The sequence below is a fragment of the Mycobacterium sp. 236(2023) genome, assembly GCF_029623955.1.
GTDB lineage: Bacteria > Actinomycetota > Actinomycetes > Mycobacteriales > Mycobacteriaceae > Mycobacterium.
Genome location: NZ_JARSBP010000010.1, coordinates 38,544 through 56,546, shown reverse-complemented (window position 1 = coordinate 56,546; position 18,003 = coordinate 38,544). Strand labels below are relative to the sequence as shown.

Genomic DNA, 18,003 nt, shown 5'->3' with positions numbered 1-18,003 from the left:
ACGCTACCCGCGGATCGAGCCGGGCAGCCCGACCTGCGTCACATCAGGAGTACCGATCTTGCCCGCCAGCCAGGGCAGCGCAGCGGTGAAGGCATTCGACGCGAACGGCCAGTCGTGATTGCCCTGCTGGCTGACCACGGCGCAGTCGATTCCCGTCTGATTGCCCAGTCCGCACAGAGATCCGGCGGCGACCGCCTGGTCATTGGGTTTGCCACCGCCGGCGGCGCTGTTCACGTCGAACCAACCGGCGACTCCCCGATACGGCCCGTGTGTGGTCATCACCGCCGTCGGGTCGAAGGATGCGTAGGCCGCCTTGTTGCCGCCGAAGAGACGGTCGACGGTTTCGGCCTGTGTGCCGGAGTTGGGTGCGGCGTCACCGGCGATATCGACGAACGCGCTGAACGTGTCGGGATGCATGACCGTCAGATCCACGGCGCAGGTGCCGCCCATCGACCACCCGACCACGCCCCAATTCGCACTGCTCGCGCTGACGCCGTAGTTCGCTTTCATATACGGCACAACATCTTTGACAAGGTGGTCGGCCGAGTTGCCGCGGCTGCCGTTGACACATTCGGTGTCGTTGTTGAACGTTCCGCCCGGGTCGACGAACACGAACACCGGGGCGTAGCCGTTGTGCGCGGCGGCGAAGTCGTCGAGCGTCTTGATCGCGCCGCCGGCGCGTAACCAGTCTGCGGGCGTGTTGAATTCGCCGCCGATCATCATCACGGTGGGCAGCGCAGGCGGTGGGTCGCTCGCATACCAGGCGGGTGGGAGGTAGACGAACTCCTGTCGGTGCTTGAATCCAGATGCGGCATCGGGGATGTCGACGGGCACGACGGTGCCCTTGATCGGAACGGCATGCTGCTTGCGCATGGCGGCGACCGTCACCGGATCGGTCTGGTCGGGCACCGGCCCCGCGGTAAGCTGGCTCCACGCGGTCTGCACGGTGGGGAAGTAGCCGACCCACAGGTTCAGCGCCAGTGCCGCCGACAGCGCGCACAGCGGTACCGCGATCAGCGTGGCGATCCGCAGCTTCCATGCGCTTCCGCGCCAGCCGGACAGCAGAACTCCGACGGCCATGCCGGACAACGCAATCCACAGCCACAGCGTGTGCGGCGCGGGATTGCTGTCATCTGCCAAGCCGGCCGTCTCGATGTACCAATAGGCGCACATCGCGACGACCGCTCCGATGAATGCCGACCACGGTAGCCAGATGAGGTTCCACCGCCGGGCACGTCCGACGACGGCGAGGACCACGGCAACGGCGGCCAGGATCTGCACGGCCAGCGGTAACCACCCGTGCATCAACGAGAGGTTGTGGCGCAGGGTCTCGTACCACGGCCCGGAGAACGACACGCCTCCACAGTGGCCGCCGATCCTTGGTGCCGGCTGTGACCCCGCTGCGAAGGTGGTTGGGCCATCGAGTGTGCGCTCAGATCGCGAATTCAGCCGATTCTGCGATCTGGATACACACTCGATGCTCGCGCTCGGGCGACGCGGTCGAGAATCTCGCCGCGACGCTGCCCTGCCACCACGCGCACGCGTTTCCAACGACGCTCGGCGATGAACTCCGCGCGGAGGATGTCGTTGGCGAAGACTGAGCGTTCGCGATGGTGATCGCCGTCGTACTCGACAGCCACCTTGACGTCCTCCCACCCCATGTCGAGGTAGTAGCGAGCCCGGCCGTAGTCGTCGAACACCGGGATCTGGGTGCGAGGACGCGGATACCCCGCGCTGACCAGCAGCAGCCGCAACCAGGTCTCCCGGGGCGATTCCGCACCGGGTCGTAGCGATCGAGCAGCGCCGGTAGGCCTCGGACCCCTGGTGATCCGCTGTGCGCTCGGCTCAGCTCGAGGACCGCAGTTGGATCGAATCGCGCGGCGTGGCCGAGTGCGTCGAGGCGCACGACGCCCAATTCGCCCGGTGTGAGCCTTCCGATGTCGAATGCGGTGCGTTCGGGGGTGGTCACGAGGACTCCACCGACGTGCTGCACCTCCGTCTCGCCCAACCGGTCCCTACGGGTGACGATGCCTTTCGGCGGCCGTGTGTTGCCGCAAACTATCTCGACAGCCTCGTCATCGGGTAGCCACTTCGCGCCGTGGACCGCGGCTGCCGCAGCACCTGCAATGACCCCTCGGCGTCCCGACCACAGATATGCCGCCGTGGCCCGCTGCACCAGCGTCGGCTGTGTCGAAGCCGGCACGTAGACGCCGGGAAAGACCGCGCGGTATCGCGTCCGCAACTGGTACTTGTTGATTCGCCCGCGCGCGAGGGCCTCGTGGCCGATGAAAGGCCAAGCCAGAGAGGACATTCACCCAACGTCGCAGGGCGTCGTCGGCCCGTGCCAGAGCAGAATCCGCAGCCTGGGGATGAACGGGCCCCGCTAGCGGGGCTTGGCGAGCGGGAACGGCAGCGTCTCGCGGATGCTGCGCCCCGTGATGAGCATGACCACGCGGTCGACACCCATGCCGAGCCCGCCCGTCGGCGGCATCGCGTACTCCATCGCCTGCAGGAAGTCCTCGTCGAGCTCCATCGCCTCCGGGTCGCCGCCCGCGGCCAGCAGTGACTGCTCCTGCAGCCTGCGCCGCTGTTCGACCGGGTCGGTGAGCTCGCTGTAGGCGGTGCCGAGTTCGACACCCCACGCCACCAGATCCCACCGCTCGGCCACGCCGGGGATGCTGCGGTGCGGGCGGGTCAGCGGCGAGACCGAGGTGGGGAAGTCCTTGTAGAACGTCGGCTCGGTCGTCTGATCCTCGACCAGGTGCTCGTACATCTCGAGCACCACCGCGCCGGCATCCCAGTGCGTCAGGTACGGGATGCGGGCCTTGTCGCAGAGCCGACGAAGTTCAGGTAACTCGGTCTCGACGTCGATGTGCTCGCCGAGTGCCTCCGACACCGCGCCGTGCACCGTCTTGACCGCCCACTGGCCCGAGATGTCGTGCGGCTCAAGGGTGCCGTCCTCTCGGGGACGCAGGAACACATGTGAGCCGTTGGCGGCCTGCGCCGCGTTCTGGATCAGCTCCCGGCAGCCGTCGATCCACATGTTGTAGTCCGCGTGCGCCTGGTAGGCCTCCAACAGCGTGAATTCGGGGTTGTGGCTGAAGTCGACGCCCTCGTTGCGAAAGGCGCGACCCAGCTCGAAGACCCGTTCGACACCCCCGACGCACAACCGCTTCAGATAGAGCTCGGGCGCAATGCGCAGATACAGGTCGAGGTCGTAGGCGTTGATGTGGGTCAGGAACGGCCGGGCGTTCGCGCCGCCGTGGATCTGCTGCAGGATCGGGGTCTCGACCTCCAGGAAGCCCTTACCGACGAGGGTTTCGCGGATCGCATGCAGCACTCCGCTGCGGGCCCGGATCAACTCCCGGGCATCGGTGTTGACGGCGAGGTCGACGTAACGGGCGCGGACCCGAGCCTCCTGGTCGGTCAGGCCTTTCCATTTATCCGGCAGCGGACGCAGGCATTTGCCGATCAACCGCCAGTCGGTCACCAACACCGACCATGTGCCTGAGCGGGTCGAGCCCATCCGGCCGGTCACCTCGATCAGGTCACCGAGGTCGATGGTTCGGGTGAAGTCGGCGGTGGTGCCGTCGTTCAGCAGCGAATTATCCAGCGACAGTTGCGTTTCCCCGGACCAGTCGCGCAGCTGGGCGAACAGCACGCCGCCGTAGTCACGGAGCCGCAGGACACGGCCCGCGACGGTCACCTCCGCGCCGTCTGCTGCCGCCAGAGCCTGCGCGACGGTGTGGCTGGGCGGACTGCCCACCGGGTAGGCGTCGACGCCTCGGTCCTGAAGAGCTTTCAACTTCGCCATCCGGACCCGGACCTGTTCGGGCAGCCGCGGGCCGGAGTCCTCGTCGGCGAGGTCACTCTCAAGGCCGATGACGTCGGGTGCGGTCCCATCGCTGTGCAACAGTCCGGTGGCCACGAGGGATCCCGGCGCGGCGATGTGGTGCCCGGTGTGGGGCTGGTCGTGACGGCGCGAAAAGGGGAGTATCAGAAAGCCTTCGGCGATCACCGAGGCGACGCCGACCCTGGGTACCAGCCGGGCGTCCTCGTAGCAGGCGTAGCGGGGCACCCACTCCGGCTGATACTTCATGTTCGAGCGGTACAGCGTCTCCAACTGCCACCACCGGGAGAAGAACACCAGCAGCCAGCGCCACAGCCGCGCCACCGGACCGGCGCCCAGCTGTGCTCCCTGCTCGAACGCGGAGCGGAACATGGCGAAGTTCAACGAGATTCGCGTGATGCCGATGTCCTCGGCCTGCAGGCACAGCTCGCTGACCATCAATTCGATGGTGCCGTTGGGGGATTGGGGTGCTCGGCGCATCAGATCAAGGGACACCCCGTTGCTGCCCCACGGCACCAGCGACAGCATCGCCACGACCTGGTCGTCGTTTTGGACCGCCTCCACGAGCAAGCAGTCGGCATCAGCGGGGTCGCCGAGGCGTCCCAGCGCCATCGAGAAACCGCGCTCGTCTTCGGTGTCGCGCCAGGTGTCGGCGTGCTTGACCACCTCGGCCATCTCGTCGGCGGACAACTCGCGGTGCCTGCGGAACCGCACGCTGACGCCGGAACGCCTGGCGCGGGTGACGGCCTGACGGACCGCGCGCATATCGGGCCCCGACAGCCGGAAGTCGTCGGGGTGCAGGATCGCTTCGTCGCCCAGTTGCAGCGCGTGCAACCCGGCCTCACGGAACGCTTGTGCGCCCGTCGCGCTGGCGCCCATCACGCCGGGCGCCCAGCCGTACGTCTCACACAGTTTGAGCCAGGCTTCGATGGCCGGCTGCCACGCTTTCGGATCGCCGACCGGATCGCCACTGGCCAGGCACACGCCGACCTCGACGCGGTAGGTGATCGCGGCGCGGCCGTTGGGGGCGAACACCACGGCCTTGTCGCGGCGGGTGGCGAAGTAGCCCAGCGAGTCGTTCTTGCCGTAGATCTCCAGCAGGCCGCGGATCGCCGATTCGTCCTCGCCCGTGAGGGCGTTGTCGGCGCGCTGGGATTGGAACAGGACGACGGCGGTGACCATCAGGGCCACGGCGCCGAAGAGGCCGAGCAGAGCGTTGACGAACACGTGGGGGTGACCGGAGAAGGCACTGGCGTCGGCGCCGGCGAAGGCTCCGACGCGGTTCAGCGCGTACCAGAAGCGATCGGGACGGGCGAGCGTCCCGGGGAAGAGTTCCAGCAGCCCCCAGCCGATGAGCGTGCCGACGGCCATTCCGGCGACGAGTGTCAGAACCGCCTTCAGCAGCGCCGCGCGGCGGACCCTGGCCCAGAACTCCTTGCGGGCCAGCAGCAGGAACGCGATCGCCGCGAGGTGGAAGGCGAGGCCGATGACTTCGCCGATCTCTTCGAACCAACGTTCCTCGCCGTCGGCCAGGTCGGCGATGTTCACCACGACCGCGGCGGCCATGTAGCCGATCAGGATCCACCAGGCGATGCGTTTGCGGGCGGCCAGCGCAGCCGCCAGCAGGGCGAGGACGAATGCCCAGGCGAAGCTCGTGTCGGGGAAGTTGAAGATGTAGTCGTCGACGAACTCGCGGGGGACCTTGATGATCGAGCGCACCAAGGGCGAAATGCTCGCCAGCAGCGACAACGTCGCGATGACGCCCACGATCCAGCCCGCGGCCGCAGGCACCCACCGATAATTCGACTTCGGATGCGCCCTGACGAGGCTGGTTGGGGTCATAGGCCGCGAGGATATTCGCTCAGCCCCGGAATGTGTCGTTACCAGACCGGCCCGGTGTATTTCTCTCCCGGACCGTGTCCTGGCTCGTCGGGGGCTGCACTCGCCTCACGGAACGCCAGTTGCAGGGTCTTAAGTCCGTCGCGCACCGGGCCGGCGTGCGGGCCGAGGTATTCGGCGGACGCAGTGACGAGCCCGGCAAGCGCGGTGATCAGCCGTCGCGCCTCATCGAGATCCCGGTTCGGGCTGTCGTCCGGGTCGTCCTCGGCGAGGCCGAGCTTCTCTGCCGTCGCACTCATGAGCATCACGGCGCACCTGCTGATGACTTCGACGGCCGGAACATCGGCCAGTTCGCGCACGGGTGGCGGAGCCGCCGATTCAGGGATGTCAGGACTATCGGTCACGCCTGATAGACTTTCACGCGCGACCGTCCCGGCTCAGGCCAGGGACAGCAAGTGGAGTCCCACTCCCACCGCTGACCACGATTCGTTCGAAGGTCCAGCGGTCCGGTCACAGACATCGTAGATGTCTGTCCTGGTCGGCTTTGGGCCCTGCGGTGAGCAGGGCTTATCTGTTCTATGGAACAGGTGCCGGTGGCGTGGACTCCTGAAGACAACATAGGAGGCCCCATCAGCACTGAGACCCGCGTCAACGAGCGCATCCGCGTACCTGAAGTCCGCCTTATCGGACCGGGCGGTGAACAGGTAGGCATCGTGCGCATCGAAGATGCACTCCGCGTCGCCGCGGATGCCGATCTCGACCTTGTCGAAGTTGCCCCCGACGCCAAGCCGCCGGTGTGCAAGATCATGGATTACGGCAAGTTCAAGTACGAGACGGCACAGAAGGCACGCGAGTCTCGCAAGAACCAGCAGCAGACCGTCGTCAAGGAACAGAAGCTGCGTCCCAAGATCGACCCGCACGATTACGAGACCAAGAAGGGTCACGTCATCCGCTTCCTGGAAGCAGGGTCAAAGGTCAAGGTGACCATCATGTTCCGCGGACGCGAGCAGTCGCGGCCCGAACTGGGTTTCCGGCTCCTGCAGCGCCTGGGCGCCGACGTCGCCGACTACGGCTTCGTCGAGACGTCCGCGAAACAGGACGGCCGCAACATGACGATGGTGCTGGCGCCGCACCGCGGCGCGAAGACTCGCGCCAAGGCGGCGCACGATGCAGACGCCCCGGCAGCCCAGCGCGCCAACGCGCAGGCTGCCGAAGCACCAACCGATACACCACAGAACTGAGGACACCAATGCCCAAGGCGAAGACCCACAGCGGCGCTTCGAAGCGGTTCCGTACCACCGGATCCGGCAAGATCGTGCGCCAGAAGGCGAACAAGCGCCACCTGCTGGAGCACAAGGCCTCCAAGCGCACCCGCCGCCTCGACGGCCGCACCGTGGTGGCTCCCAATGACACCAAGCGTGTCAAGAAGCTGCTGAACGGCTAGCAGCAGCTCTGCAGCCTGACCCCTGACCCCACTGAGATAGGACTACTCCATGGCACGCGTGAAGCGCGCACTCAACGCGCAGAAGAAGCGGCGCACCGTACTGAAGGCCTCGAAGGGCTACCGCGGCCAGCGGTCACGCCTGTACCGCAAGGCCAAGGAGCAGCAGCTCCACTCGCTGACCTACGCCTACCGGGACCGGCGCGCCCGCAAGGGTGACTTCCGCAAGTTGTGGATCACCCGCATCAATGCCGCCGCCCGCGCTAACGACATCACCTACAACCGGCTGATCCAGGGCCTGAAGGCCGCCGGCGTCGAGGTCGACCGCAAGAACCTGGCCGAGATCGCCGTCAGCGATGCCGCCGCGTTCACAGCGCTCGTCGAGGTCGCCAAGGCCGCGCTGCCCGCTGATGTCAACGCTCCGTCGGGCGAGGCTGCCTGACGCTCACCGAGCGCTCTGCCCGGGTGGTGGCGGCAGTCAAGCTGCACCGCCACACCGGGCGCCGCCGCGCCGCACGCTTCCTCGCCGAGGGTCCCAACCTGGTCGAGGCCGCGCTGCGGCGCGGACTTGTCTTCGAGGTCTTCGCGACCGAAGCCGCCGCGCAGAAGTTCGCCGCCCTCCTCGAGGGAGCCCAGGTCGATCTCGTCACCGAGAAGGCCGCCAATGCGTTGTCGGACACCGTAACTCCCGTGGGGCTCGTTGCCGTGTGCTCGCTACCGGAGATCACACTCGACGACGTGCTCGCCGACCGGCCCGAGCTCTTGGCGGTACCGGTGGGAATCTCAGAACCCGGCAACGCCGGCACGCTGATTCGCCTCGCGGATGCCATGGGAGCCGATGCGGTCGTGCTCGCCGGCGACAGTGTGGATCCGTACAACGGCAAGTGTCTGCGCGCGTCGGCCGGCAGCATCTTCTCCATCCCCGTCGTCAGTCACCACGATGGCGCCGAGGCCGTCGCGAAGATCAGAGACGCCGGATTGCAGGTGTTGGCGACAACGCTCGACGGCTCGGTCAGCCTCGACGATGCGACCCTGTCTCCGCCCACAGCCTGGTTGTTCGGCCCTGAAGCGCACGGATTGCCTGCAGCCGTTGCCGACCTCGCCACCGCCGCCGTACACATCCCCATGAGGGGCAACGCCGAAAGCCTCAACGTCGCATCCGCCGCGGCGATCTGTCTGTATCAGAGCGCGTCCGCGCACCGCACTCGCTGAACCACTCCTTCTTTTCGTGCACCGCCGTGGCCACACCAAGAAATTAGACACCATTTGCTAGATATGCACGATCACGTTTTCTCGGGATCGCCGCCGTGCCGGCTGTGAGATCGCCCGACGCCGTGGCGTCACGCGTGTCGACCAACGTCTCTTCCGGATAAATGCTGCTTACTGACGTATTTCGGGTTGCGTCTCCGGAGGTAGCCTTGAGGCCGACGGCGGCGTCGGCTAGTGTTGTGGCACTGGTCACAGGGCTGCCAGGTTATTGCCTCCATCTGGAAGAAGTCATAGCCTGTAACTCTGTAGCAAATACTTAGCTAGACAACTCGAAGCGAAATGAGCGGGCCGTGAAGCGGTTGTGTGCAGCAGTAGGTGTCGTCGCGGTCGGTTGCGCTGCTCCGGGCATCGCCAGCGCATCGACGGCGTTGATCCTCGGTGGAGCCGGGCGGTACGCCGATCTCACCGACGAGGAACTCGCTGACGCGCTGGGCGGATACTTCGCCGACTACGACCAACGGGTGAACGTGCCCTTCGCCGGCACCGACGACTTCGGCGAGTCCATCGATGCGGCCGCCGACAGCATGTACGAGGCGGTCTACAGCACGCCGGGTAAGAAGACGATCGGTGGCGTGTCCCAGACCGCGCCTGCCATCGCCGAAGTGCTGCGCCGGCTGGAGAACGACCCGGATGCGCCGCCTCCGGATGAGCTCGATGCCGCGATGTACGGAGCGCCGAGCCCGTTTTTCTACCGCCTCAGTGGTGTCGAGTACCAGCCGCTTCCCGAAACGCCGTACAACCTGCTTGTCGTGACGGCGGAGTACGACGGGATCGCCGACTTCCCGGACAATCCGTTCAACCTGCTTGCCGTCGTGAATGCGGTCATGGGCTACAACCAACTTCACTACCCTGCGGCGTTCACCGACATCTCGCAGGTGCCGGAGGAATACATCACGACGACGACGAACTCCAAAGGCGGAACCACGACGACGGTTCTGATCCCGACCCGCGTGCTGCCTCTGCTGAAACCTTTGTCGGACGTGGGCGTATCCGACGACGCTGTCGCATATCTGGACAAGATCCTGCGCCCGCTCGTCGACTCCGCGTACCACCGTCCCGAGCGCCAGTCGGCGGAACCCGAAGCGGTCGAATCAGATCGGCGCACTCTGTCGCTCGTTGCACAGACGGAATCGGAGGCGGAAACCGAGGCAGAGTCCGAAGACAATGCGTCGCAGTCACTTTCGTCCGACACCGAACCAGATGGTGAAGCCGCAGCTGACGCCGACACGACGGACGATGTCAGCACGGGTAGGCACGCGAAGAAGGACGCCGCCCCGCGCGGCAAGCACGCGAAAGCCGACGCCGACGACAAAGCTGATGCCGACGCTGACACCGAAGGCAAGGTCGACACTCAGCGTGGCAAGCACGCGAAGGCCGACAAGGACGACAACGACGACAAGGACGATTCGGGCAGCGAAAAAGCAGGTGCGTCGGACGCAGCCGCCTGAGTACCGTGACGCGGTGACCGAGCACTCCGTCCCCGCCGACCGATGGCGCGCTGAGTTGCGCCGCCGACTTCTGTTGGCGCGCAAGGATCGCGACGCCGCCCGCACAAACCTGTTGCGGTCTGCTTTGAGTGTCATCGACAACGCCGAGACCCCCGACGGTCCGGTGCCGTCGGCGGGGGCCATCGCTGACAGCGCTGTGGGGCCCGGTGCTGCCGACATCGCACGTCGTGTGTTGACCGACGACGAGATCCGCGCGCTCATTCAGGGTGAGGTCGACGAGCGTCGCTGCGCAGCTGACCAGATCATGCGCGCGCACCCTGACCGGGCGGAAGCGTTGCGCGCCGAGGCCGACCACCTCGAGACGTTCCTCTGCGAGGTCTAGGTTTCGACAAAGGCCTTGAGTCGTTCCAAGGCGTTGTCCCAGCGCCGCGACAGCGCGTTCAGGTAGTCGCTGGCGTCTGTGAGCGGCTGGGGTTCCACGGCCCAGATCCGCTCACGCCCCCGTTTGGAACTGGTGACGATCCCAACTGTCTGGAGTACCTCCAGATGCTTCGTCGCCGCCTGTCTGGACAACGAAATCGATTGTGCTACTTGCAGAGTGGAACACGGTCCAGCGTCGCATAGGCGGATGACCATCTGAAGCCGGTGGGGGTCGCCCAGTGCGTCGAACACGGACGCGGACGCCTCAGTGGCGATCATGCGCAGGGTTGAGTGCAAGATACTTGCCAATCAACTGCGCTTGGATCGCCCACCCCTCACTGTTGCCGTTGAAGGTGCCGTCGCGATGCTCGTCGGGCAGTGCGTCGAAACCGGACTCGACGATGTCGATCGACGTGCCGCCGTCGTGCTCGCTCAATGTGAACTCGACCAACGTGGTGAGGTCGGCGAACTCACCGCCAGGTAGGGGATTCCAGCGAAAAGCCAGGCGGCGCAACGGCTCGACGGCGACGATCCGCAGGGTGACGGGTGCACCGACATGGGGCCGCTGTTTCTCCGCGATGTCGGCGTCGACCTGGGTTTCCTTGATCTGCCCAGAAATGGTCGCACCCTCGACGAACGGGCCGTCGACATCCATCCCGAACCAGGTGCCGAACTTCGCGGAATCACTGAGGGCATCCCAGACGCGCTCGAGCGGCGCGTCGAGCAGTGCGTGCTTTTCGATTCGATCAGCAGTCATGGGCAACCTTTCTGTTGCCTGATACTGCATCACGGAACGCGCTCAAATGCAACCAGAAAGTTGCCTTTCAGTGGCTCGCCTTGAGCATGCGTTCTGAAACCGCGAGCAGCACCTTGCGTGGCGAGACGCGATATCCCGACGCCAGGAGCTTGTTCCGGAAACCCGAGATAACGGTCGGCGACGATTTGTCGAGTGCGGCGAACGCGACGTCGACGACCTGTGCGGAGGTCTGTCTGCCGTCGGTGAGGAATTCTTCGCCGGTGCGATCGAAGAATTCGGTCTCAGTCGCCCCAGGGCAGAGCGCGAGAACCGTCACCCCGGTGCCGCGGCACTCCTGCCACAGCGCTTCGGTATAGGAGAGAACGAACGCCTTGGTGGCCCCGTACACCGCCATGCCGGGCGTGGGCTGAAACGCTGCCGTCGACGCCACGTTAAGGACGACGCCGTGCCGCCGTTCGACCATCGCGGGGAGGAACCGTGCGGTGAGATCGACCAAAGTGCCGCAATTCAATTGGATCTGAGCGGCGTTGGGTTCGGGCGCTTGCGTGACGAATCTGCCGTGCAGTCCGACACCGGCGTTGTTGATCAGCACGTCCACCGAGCGGCCCAACTCGCGAACGTGGGCTTCCAACTGCGCACCCGAGCCGGGAACAGCGAGGTCGGCGGTGAGCACGTCGACGACGATGCCGGGGTGTCGCGCGGTGAGGGTCTCCTTGAGGGCGGCCAGCTTCTCGGCGCGGCGTGCGACGAGGATCAGGTTCGCCCCGCGGCGGGCGAGTTGAACAGCGAACTCCTCGCCGATCCCTCCACTGGCGCCGGTGACCAAAGCGGTGACGTTGATGAATTCCACGGAGGCTCCTTCGTCGGCGCCACCCAGGCTAGCCGCTCAACAGACCCCTGGCCACGTGCGTGATCTGCACTTCGTTGCTTCCCGCGTAAATCATCAGCGACTTCGCATCGCGGGCCAGCTGCTCGACGCGGTACTCGGTCATGTACCCGTTGCCGCCGAACACCTGCACGGCCTCCATCGCGACATCGGTCGCAGCCTGAGAGCAGTACCACTTGATCGCCGAGGCTTCCGCCAGCGAGATCTGTGTGCCCGTCTCGGCCGCCTCGATGACGCGGAACAGCATGTTGCGCACATTCATTCGCGCGACTTCCATCGTGGCGAGCTTCAGCTGGATCAACTGGAACTGGCCGATCTCCTTGCCCCACAGCGTCCGCGACTTCGCGTAATCGACGCACAGCCGCAGGCATTCCTCGACGACCCCGAGCGCCATCGCGGCGACGCCGATCCGTTCGGCCGAGAAGTTGGAGCGTGCGCTCTCGCGTCCATCGCCGGCGCTGTTGTCCTCGGTCTCACCGAGTAGCCGATCCTTGCCGAGGCGGACGTCGTTGAAGAACAGCTCGCCCGTGCGCGATGAGTGGATCCCCATCTTGCGGAACGGCTTTGACTGAACGAATCCCTCCATGCCGCGGTCGAGGACGAACGTCAGGACCTTGCGATCCCGTTTGTCGATATCCGGGTTCCCTTCGTCCAGCTTCGCGTAGACCACCACGACGTCGGCGTCGGGACCGTTGGTGATGAAAGTCTTCTGGCCGTTGAGGATGTAGTCCTCGCCATCACGGACCACATAGGACTTCATGCCGCCGAACGCGTCGGAGCCGGAATCGGGTTCGGTGATCGCCCACGCGCCGATCTTGTCGTAGGTGACGAGGTCGGGCAGCCAGCGTTCCTGCTGGGCCAGCGTGCCGCGCCCCTGGATCGTCGGCACGGTCAGCCCGAGGCTGACGCCCATCCCGGTGACGACACCCATCGACACCCGGCACAGCTCGCTGATGACGACGAAACCCATGCCGCCCGATCCGCCGAACATTCCGCCACCGCTGGACGATTTCGAGGTCTCGCCGTCGCGCAATCTGGCGAGGCGCTTGTCGAGCGAATCCCGCGCCATGTCGGAGATGCCGAATGTCGTGAACAACTTCCGGACGATCGGGTACGGCTCCATCTCGCCGGATTCGAGCGCGTCGACGTGCGGGCGGATCTCCTTGTCGATGAACTCGCGGACGGCGTCGCGCACGGCAATATCAACATCTGACCAATCAAGCATGTGTTCAGGCTGCCTTATTGCGTCCGCGCGCCGGACGCACCCCCGCCAAAGAGAACGTCGTGTGCACCAGGGATCCGACGCGATCGAGCAGCGACTTGTGTGGCGGTAGATAGTGCATCGGCATGGTGCGCCGGTCCCGCGGCGGCGCCATGAAGGCGGGCGCCTCGACCAGTGGGGCATCGTCGGGATCCTTGCCCTCGGCGCGACGGTAGGCGGCCACCGCCCGAGGGTGGAGCCGGATTTCGTCGGGCACCGCGACGAACGCCAATTCCACCAACTTGCCGAACAGTCGGAGCACGACCTCGTCGCCCGGGGTCCACCGCATCCCGGCACGCTCGCGAACCACGGGATCGAAAAGCCCTGCCGCGATCCAACGTTGGGCACCCACCATCGGCTTGAAGAGCTGGTCCCACACCGGGGTCGGCATCAGGACGAACCACGGTTTCGGGATACGGATCGTGAAGATGTCGACCGTGGCGCGATTGATCTCCAGCTCGTCGCGGCACTTGCGGTCCCAGTACTCCTGGAAGTCGGCCCATGAGCCCGGCACCGGCTTCATGCTCATCCCGTACATCCGGTACCACTGGACGTGTTCGTCGAACAGTTGCTCCTTCTCGGCCTCGGTGAGGCCGCCGCAGAAGTACTCGGCGGTCTTGATGATCAACATGAAGAACGTGGCGTGCGCCCAGTAGAACGTCTCGGGGTTGAGCGCGTGATAGCGCCGACCGTCGGCGTCGACTCCCTTGATCGTCTTGTGGTAGCTGCGGATCTGCGCGCCTGTCTGTGCCGCGCGATCCCCGTCGTAGACGACACCCATGATGGGGTAGACCGACCGGGCGACCCGTTGGAGCGGTTCCCGCAGCAGGATCGAATGGTCCTCGACGCCGGCGCCGAGTTGGGGATACATGTTCTGGATCGCACCGATCCAGACGCCGAGCATTCCGGTCCGCACGTCACCGAAGTACTTCCATGTCAGGGAATCCGGGCCGAGGGGGAACTGCGCCCCGTCTTCTGTGGGGGAATCGGGGCCTGCCATCGACGTTGATCGCACCCACCAAAGATAAGCGTTGACAACGTTTGTTGTCTACGAATTGGGCGCCGTGGCGGGCCAGTGTTACGCAGACTCCATCGCGGTGCCATTGAGCTGTGACCTGCCGGTTTATTGCCGACTTCACGCTCGATTAGGCTGACGGCGTGGACGATGACCCGCCGGGTGAACGAGAAGGCGGCCGGTCTGCAGGTCCCGTGGGCTGGCTCAAGGACGTCAATCACAACGACGGCGTCATCGCGTTCCTCCGGCGCGCGCGACGCGCGCTGCCCGGCGATCCCGAATTCGGCGATCCACTGTCCGTCAGCGGAGTAGGCGGTCCACGCGCCGCGGCACGTGCTGCCGACCGGCTGCTGGAGCGTGAAGCCGCCACCCGCGAGGTCAGCCTTGGGGCACTTCAGGTTTGGCAGGCTCTGACAGAACGAGTGTCCGGTAAGCCGGCCAACGCCGAGGTGACGCTGGTCTTCACCGATCTGGTCGGCTTCTCGGCGTGGTCGCTGAAAGCAGGCGACGACGCCACGTTGCGGTTGCTCCGCCGCGTCTCGCAAGTCGTGGAACCGCCTCTGCTGGAATCCGGCGGCCACATCGTCAAGAGGATGGGAGACGGGCTGATGGCCGTCTTCTCCGACCCCACGACAGCGGTGCGGGCGTCCATCTCGGCGCGGGAAGCCGTGAAATCGCTTGATCTGGACGGGTATACGCCACGGATGCGGGTGGGAATCCACACCGGCCGACCGCAGCGCATCGGTTCGGACTGGCTCGGCATCGACGTCAACCTCGCCGCGCGCGTGATGGAACGTGCGACCCGCGGCGAATTGGTCGTGTCGGAGGCCACGCTGCAGCGAATTTCCGACGAGGAGTTCGAGACGCTGGGAGTGACCGCGAAAAAGCTTCGCCGACAAGTCTTCGCGGCCAAACAGGACGGCGTGCCCGCCGACTTCGGGATGTTCCGCCTGAGAACTCGCAGGCAACTGTCAGGTGACGAGGACGAGGGCGAGGCCGTAGCCGGCGGATAGTGGACACGGTGTCGTCTGGTTGGTTCGCCCGTGTGACGCGAGTGCGTGTGACTCTCTGCTACGCCATCCTCGTCGCCGCCGTCACCGCCGTGATGATGCACCTGGCCCCGGGTGCGCAGGCAGCGCTGATCCGCCACTCCAGTACGAACCTGCACAACCTCGGTCACGGCCGGTTCGGGACGCTCGTCGGCAGTGCGTTCGTCGTCGACGCGGGGCCGATCTACCTGTGGCTCCCCGGCCTGGTCTGCCTCCTCGCCGTCGCCGAACTCGCGTGGGGCGGTTACCGGCTGCTGATCGCAGCTGTCACCGGTCATGTCGGCGCGTCGTTGATCGTCGCGGCAGGTCTGGCTGCCGCGGTGAAACTCGGTTGGACAGCCCGTTCCGTCGCGCACGAACCCGACGTCGGGATGAGCTACGTCGCGATGTCCGCGCTGGGAGCGCTCACCGGCGCGCTGCCGGTGCGCTGGCGGTTCGCCTGGGCCGGATGGTGGTTCGGTGTGGCGATGGTCGTCGCCGCGGAAGGGCCCGACTTCACCGACGTCGGCCACATTCTGGCGCTCACGCTCGGACTGCTCGTGTCGCTCCGCTTCGGGACCGCTCGGCGATGGAGTGTCCCGACGGTCGTGTTGCTGACGTTCGGCGCCGCGTTCGGCTATCTCGTCCTGACCGACAGCATCGTGACGATGGTTTTCGGTGCCGCGTGGGGTGCACTCGGCGCACTCGCGGTCCACAGCTTCGCGCGGCTGCGGACATTCGGGGACGAAGAAAAGGGCGCCTCCTTCTGGGAGGCGCCCTTTCGGTTTCGGGTTACTGGACGTTGACGTAGTAGACGTAGCCGGTGACGGTTTGTTGGTAGGTCTTGTCGGCGAAGTCGTCCTGCACGGTGCCGCGGATGGGGGCGCCGCGGTTGACGCCGACGACGTTCGCATCGGCCAGGGCGACGTCGGAGAGCTTCTTGACGATGACACGGTTGCCGTCGGCTTCGAGTGCGCTGATGGTGGCCTGGGCATCACCGGTGCCGGTCGGGGCGGCCAGCGCGGGGGCGGCCAAACCCAGGAACGCGGCGGAGATGGTGGCGGCTGCGGCGGTGGCGATGGTGAAACTCTTCATGGTCCTACACTTCCCTCTTGTCGATCTTGGTGATCTGTTGGGATGAACCCGCAGTTCAAGCCGATAATTCCGCTGGCAGAAATTGAACGACCCAGTGGCAGCAACGCGTCAGCGGAACGCGTGAGCGGACGCCTCGATCCAGTCCGACCTCCACGCTTCTTGCGGATCTTCGAGAAGCTCCCCGGGCATCAGCCAGTCGTAGACCTCGGCGTACGTGCGGGTGCGTTGACCCTCGATACGGCGGTTGAGCATCGCGGGGGACAGCTCACCGAAACCGGACAACCCCATCGACGCGACGATCTGGGCGGCGCTGGCCACGGTCGCGCGCTGGAAGTTGAAGACCCGTGCGGTCTTGTCGGTCACGTCGAGTGCCCCGGCGCGCGCCGGATCCTGCGTCGCGACACCGGTCGGGCAGGTGTTGGTGTTGCATTTGAGCGCCTGGATACATCCGACGGCGAACATCATGGCGCGTGCCGACATCGTGAAGTCCGCGCCCTGACAGATACGGCTGACGATGTCGACGCCGCTGGCGACCTTGCCGGACGCGCCGATCTTGATCCGGTCGCGCAGCCCGGTACCCACGAGCGCGTTGTGCACGAGCATCAGCCCCTCGGTCAGGGGCATTCCGACGTGGTCCTCGAATTCCTGTGGCGCCGCGCCCGTTCCGCCCTCGCCGCCGTCGACGATGACGAAGTCGGCCGTGATTCCCGTCTCCAGAAATCCTTTGCAGATGGACAGGAACTCGGTGCGCGCTCCGACGCACAACTTGAATCCGACCGGCTTTCCGCCGGACAGTCTGCGCAGCATCGCGATGAACTCGGCGAACTCGATCGGCGTGCCGAAGGCACTATGGGCGGGCGGCGACACGACGGTGCGTCCGACCGGGACACCGCGCGTCGCCGCGATCTCGGGGCTGACCTTCGCGCCGGGCAGTACTCCGCCGAGTCCGGGCTTAGCGCCCTGAGACAACTTGACTGAAATCGCCTTGACCGCCGGAAGCGTCGCCTTCTCCGCGAACTTCACCGGGTCGAACCGGCCTTCGGCATCGCGGCAGCCGAAGTATCCGGAGCCGATTTCCCAGATGAGATCCCCGCCACCTCGCAGGTGATACGGGCTGATCCCGCCTTCTCCGGTGTCGTGGGCGAAGTCACCGCGGGCCGCTCCGGCGTTGAGCGCCTCGATCGCGTTCGCGGACAACGCCCCGAAGCTCATGGCCGAGACGTTGAGCAGCGCGATGTCGTAGGGCTGCGTGCAGTCCGGCCCGCCGAGCCGCACCCGCGGGTTCAGATCGTCGGCGAATCGGGCTCGCAGGGAATGGCGGAGGAACTCATAGCCGAGGGCTGTCACGTCGCGTTCGGTGCCGAACGGCTCGTCGCCTTTGGTGCCCTTGGCGCGCTCGTAGACCATGTCGCGGGTCTCACGGTCGAACGGTGCGGCCTCGGTGTTCGACTCGATGAAGTACTGGCGAATCTCGGGGCGGATCAGCTCCATCAGGAACCGGATGTGGCCGAGAATCGGATACACCCGCAAGATTGTGTGCCGCTTCTGGATGAGGTCCCAGGTGCCGATCCCGGCCAGGGCGAGCAGGACGACCGCCGCGAGGATCCAGCCGGGGTGCCTCCCGATTGCCAGCGCCGCGGCCGCCGCGCCGAGCACCCACACTCCGCCGACGATCAGGGGCCGGATCAGCACGG

General features: G+C 65.9%; 18 protein-coding genes and 1 pseudogene. 8 read left to right on the top strand and 11 right to left on the bottom strand.

Translation table 11 applies throughout. The features are described from left to right. Positions 1–3: 3 nt before the first annotated feature. The 4 genes and pseudogenes from P9A17_RS29515 to P9A17_RS29500 all read right to left on the bottom strand — a co-directional run bounded on the left by P9A17_RS29515 (position 4) and on the right by P9A17_RS29500 (position 6,093). On the bottom strand, positions 4–1,305 hold the full coding sequence (locus P9A17_RS29515; RefSeq protein ID WP_278042483.1) for an alpha/beta hydrolase-fold protein: 1,302 nt from the start codon (positions 1,303–1,305) through the stop codon (positions 4–6). A gap of 140 nt (positions 1,306–1,445) precedes the next feature. Next, positions 1,446–2,311, bottom strand: a pseudogene (locus P9A17_RS29510) (hypothetical protein). Between the two features lie 72 nt (positions 2,312–2,383). Further along, the gene (gene lysX, locus P9A17_RS29505) at positions 2,384–5,692 is read right to left on the bottom strand and encodes a bifunctional lysylphosphatidylglycerol synthetase/lysine--tRNA ligase LysX (RefSeq protein ID WP_278042334.1); all 3,309 of its coding nucleotides are present in this window, start codon (positions 5,690–5,692) and stop codon (positions 2,384–2,386) included. 38 nt (positions 5,693–5,730) lie between these two features. Beyond that, complete coding sequence (locus P9A17_RS29500; protein WP_278042333.1) at positions 5,731–6,093, bottom strand: DUF1844 domain-containing protein; 363 nt, start codon at positions 6,091–6,093, stop codon at positions 5,731–5,733. Positions 6,094–6,318: 225 nt separating this feature from the next. On the opposite strand from P9A17_RS29500, the gene infC reads away from it, so the two are divergent. The 6 genes from infC to P9A17_RS29470 all read left to right on the top strand — a co-directional run bounded on the left by infC (position 6,319) and on the right by P9A17_RS29470 (position 10,229). Next, complete coding sequence (gene infC / locus P9A17_RS29495; protein ID WP_278042482.1) at positions 6,319–6,930, top strand: translation initiation factor IF-3; 612 nt, start codon at positions 6,319–6,321, stop codon at positions 6,928–6,930. Positions 6,931–6,938: 8 nt separating this feature from the next. Then, on the top strand, positions 6,939–7,133 hold the full coding sequence (gene rpmI / locus P9A17_RS29490) for a 50S ribosomal protein L35 (protein WP_278042332.1): 195 nt from the start codon (positions 6,939–6,941) through the stop codon (positions 7,131–7,133). A gap of 49 nt (positions 7,134–7,182) precedes the next feature. Beyond that, complete coding sequence (gene rplT / locus P9A17_RS29485; protein ID WP_278042331.1) at positions 7,183–7,572, top strand: 50S ribosomal protein L20; 390 nt, start codon at positions 7,183–7,185, stop codon at positions 7,570–7,572. Positions 7,573–7,595: 23 nt separating this feature from the next. Further along, positions 7,596–8,342, top strand: a complete 747-nt coding sequence (locus P9A17_RS29480) for an RNA methyltransferase (RefSeq protein WP_278042330.1) — start codon at positions 7,596–7,598, stop codon at positions 8,340–8,342. A gap of 347 nt (positions 8,343–8,689) precedes the next feature. Continuing rightward, the gene (locus P9A17_RS29475) at positions 8,690–9,847 is read left to right on the top strand and encodes a PE-PPE domain-containing protein (RefSeq protein WP_278042329.1); all 1,158 of its coding nucleotides are present in this window, start codon (positions 8,690–8,692) and stop codon (positions 9,845–9,847) included. Between the two features lie 13 nt (positions 9,848–9,860). Next, the gene (locus tag P9A17_RS29470; RefSeq protein WP_278042328.1) at positions 9,861–10,229 is read left to right on the top strand and encodes a GatB/YqeY; all 369 of its coding nucleotides are present in this window, start codon (positions 9,861–9,863) and stop codon (positions 10,227–10,229) included. On the opposite strand, the gene P9A17_RS29465 is transcribed toward P9A17_RS29470, so the two are convergent. The 5 genes from P9A17_RS29465 to P9A17_RS29445 form a co-directional block, all read right to left on the bottom strand. Continuing rightward, a complete protein-coding gene (locus P9A17_RS29465; protein WP_278042327.1) occupies positions 10,226–10,546 on the bottom strand; it encodes a metalloregulator ArsR/SmtB family transcription factor in 321 nt (106 codons plus the stop codon). The genes P9A17_RS29470 and P9A17_RS29465 overlap by 4 nt on opposite strands. Continuing rightward, on the bottom strand, positions 10,533–11,024 hold the full coding sequence (locus P9A17_RS29460; RefSeq protein WP_278042326.1) for an SRPBCC family protein: 492 nt from the start codon (positions 11,022–11,024) through the stop codon (positions 10,533–10,535). The genes P9A17_RS29465 and P9A17_RS29460 overlap by 14 nt, the downstream gene beginning before the upstream one ends. Positions 11,025–11,091: 67 nt before the next feature. Next, on the bottom strand, positions 11,092–11,874 hold the full coding sequence (locus P9A17_RS29455; RefSeq protein ID WP_278042325.1) for an SDR family oxidoreductase: 783 nt from the start codon (positions 11,872–11,874) through the stop codon (positions 11,092–11,094). Between the two features lie 28 nt (positions 11,875–11,902). Continuing rightward, positions 11,903–13,135 carry an acyl-CoA dehydrogenase family protein gene (locus P9A17_RS29450; RefSeq protein WP_278042324.1) on the bottom strand — a complete coding sequence of 411 codons (1,233 nt, stop codon included), beginning with the start codon at positions 13,133–13,135 and terminating at the stop codon, positions 11,903–11,905. Between the two features lie 4 nt (positions 13,136–13,139). Further along, on the bottom strand, positions 13,140–14,171 hold the full coding sequence (locus P9A17_RS29445; RefSeq protein ID WP_278042481.1) for an oxygenase MpaB family protein: 1,032 nt from the start codon (positions 14,169–14,171) through the stop codon (positions 13,140–13,142). A 158-nt stretch (positions 14,172–14,329) separates the two neighbouring features. Between P9A17_RS29445 and P9A17_RS29440 the strand changes: the two genes are divergently transcribed. Further along, positions 14,330–15,199, top strand: coding sequence for an adenylate/guanylate cyclase domain-containing protein (locus P9A17_RS29440; protein WP_278042323.1), 870 nt, complete (start codon positions 14,330–14,332; stop codon positions 15,197–15,199). Positions 15,200–15,231: 32 nt separating this feature from the next. Next, complete coding sequence (locus tag P9A17_RS29435) at positions 15,232–16,020, top strand: rhomboid-like protein (protein WP_278042322.1); 789 nt, start codon at positions 15,232–15,234, stop codon at positions 16,018–16,020. Here the strand turns inward: P9A17_RS29435 and P9A17_RS29430 are convergent. Continuing rightward, positions 16,007–16,309 carry a hypothetical protein gene (locus P9A17_RS29430; RefSeq protein WP_278042321.1) on the bottom strand — a complete coding sequence of 101 codons (303 nt, stop codon included), beginning with the start codon at positions 16,307–16,309 and terminating at the stop codon, positions 16,007–16,009. The genes P9A17_RS29435 and P9A17_RS29430 overlap by 14 nt on opposite strands. Before the next feature lie 108 nt (positions 16,310–16,417). Next, on the bottom strand, positions 16,418–17,998 hold the full coding sequence (locus P9A17_RS29425) for an FMN-binding glutamate synthase family protein (RefSeq protein WP_278042480.1): 1,581 nt from the start codon (positions 17,996–17,998) through the stop codon (positions 16,418–16,420). Between the last annotated feature and the right edge of the window lie 5 nt (positions 17,999–18,003).

What these genes read in the sequence shown, in the direction of transcription:
- P9A17_RS29515 (WP_278042483.1), bottom strand. Translation starts at nt 1,305, where the DNA reads ATGCACGGGTGGTTACCGCTGGCCGTGCAGATCCTGGCCGCCGTTGCC.
- lysX (WP_278042334.1), bottom strand. Translation starts at nt 5,692, where the DNA reads ATGACCCCAACCAGCCTCGTCAGGGCGCATCCGAAGTCGAATTATCGG.
- rpmI (WP_278042332.1), top strand. Translation starts at nt 6,939, where the DNA reads ATGCCCAAGGCGAAGACCCACAGCGGCGCTTCGAAGCGGTTCCGTACC.
- rplT (WP_278042331.1), top strand. Translation starts at nt 7,183, where the DNA reads ATGGCACGCGTGAAGCGCGCACTCAACGCGCAGAAGAAGCGGCGCACC.
- P9A17_RS29465 (WP_278042327.1), bottom strand. Translation starts at nt 10,546, where the DNA reads ATGATCGCCACTGAGGCGTCCGCGTCCGTGTTCGACGCACTGGGCGAC.
- P9A17_RS29460 (WP_278042326.1), bottom strand. Translation starts at nt 11,024, where the DNA reads ATGACTGCTGATCGAATCGAAAAGCACGCACTGCTCGACGCGCCGCTC.
- P9A17_RS29450 (WP_278042324.1), bottom strand. Translation starts at nt 13,135, where the DNA reads ATGCTTGATTGGTCAGATGTTGATATTGCCGTGCGCGACGCCGTCCGC.
- P9A17_RS29445 (WP_278042481.1), bottom strand. Translation starts at nt 14,171, where the DNA reads ATGGCAGGCCCCGATTCCCCCACAGAAGACGGGGCGCAGTTCCCCCTC.
- P9A17_RS29430 (WP_278042321.1), bottom strand. Translation starts at nt 16,309, where the DNA reads ATGAAGAGTTTCACCATCGCCACCGCCGCAGCCGCCACCATCTCCGCC.